The following is a 1,288-nucleotide window of genomic DNA, read 5'->3' as shown; positions in this document are numbered from 1 at the left end:
AACGGCTTTGTTGGTTGGGGTCTCTATTCCAGGCTCTTTCTTAACGGGGTTGTTAGTCCTCTCGGTTTTTGGTCTTACCGTAAACATCGTGGTGCTGTTTGCCTTAATCATGGCGGTCGGCATGCTGGTGGATGGTGCAATCGTCGTCACTGAGTTTGCCGATCGGAGAATGCAAGAAGGCACGCCGCGTAAAGAGGCATACCGAGACGCAGCCAAACGCATGGCATGGCCGATCACCGCCTCTACCGCGACTACGTTGGCGGCATTTGCTCCGCTTCTTTTTTGGCCGGATATTACCGGTGAGTTTATGAAGTACTTACCGTTAACGCTAATCGCGACGTTAGCGGCGTCATTGGTGATGGCTTTGCTATTTGTGCCTGTTATTGGCGGCATTATTGGTAAACCTCAGGTTATCAATCCTAAAGCCCAACAAGAAATGGTGGAGCTACACAACGGAAACTTTGAGAAAGCGACAGGAATTACCAAGCTTTATTACAAAACTTTGTTTGTGGCGATTCAACATCCTTGGAAAGTGCTGCTGAGCGCGGTATTGCTGGCGGGTGGTGTTGGATTTACTTACAGTAAAGCGGGGTTAGGAGCTGAGTTTTTCCCTGAAGTCGACCCGCCATTTTTCACCGTAAAAGTACGCTCTTACGGGGATCTTTCCATTAATGAGAAAGATATCGTAATGAAAGAAATTGAAAAGGTCATGCTGGGTCATGATGAGTTTGAAAGTGTCTACACTCGCACTGGATCGAGCGATAATGGTGACGAAATCGGTCAGATTCAAATAACTCCTGTGGATTGGCAATATCGTCGTAAAGTCAAAACGATCATTGAAGAGCTAAAAGCTACCACTGACCAATTTTATGGCGTTGAGTTAGAGTACAAATTCCCGGATGCCGGCCCTCCGGTTGAACATGATTTGGTGATTGAAGTTTCTTCTCGAAGCAGGAGTATAGGCGAGCTAGATGACGCCGCGAAGCTCGTTAGGCTTTGGGCAGATAGCAACCCAGCACTGACTAATTTGAGTGATACCACCAATAAAGAGGGGATTGACTGGCAAATTGACATTCGACGCGACGACGCTTCTCGTTTTGCTGCCGATGCAACTTTGGTGGGAAATACAGTTCAATTTGTTACGAATGGTCTGAAAATAGGGGACTATTTACCTGACGATGCGGATGAAGAAGTCGATATTTTGGTGCGCTACCCACAAGAGAAGCGAGATATTGGTCGATTCGATCAGCTAAGAGTGAAAACCGCTGCAGGTTTAGTGCCTATAACC

The 1,288-nt window shown here is 47.0% G+C and carries 1 pseudogene; it reads left to right on the top strand.

The annotated features are described in order from the left end of the window. Positions 1-1,288 (top strand): annotated as a pseudogene (gene vmeK / locus R7P72_RS24770) (multidrug efflux RND transporter permease subunit VmeK); the annotation flags it as partial.

Source organism: Vibrio sp. Vb0888 (assembly GCF_033338835.1).
Classification (GTDB): domain Bacteria; phylum Pseudomonadota; class Gammaproteobacteria; order Enterobacterales; family Vibrionaceae; genus Vibrio; species Vibrio alginolyticus.
Note: the sequence above shows the minus strand (reverse complement) of the source record. Positions and strands in the feature narration are given on the sequence as shown.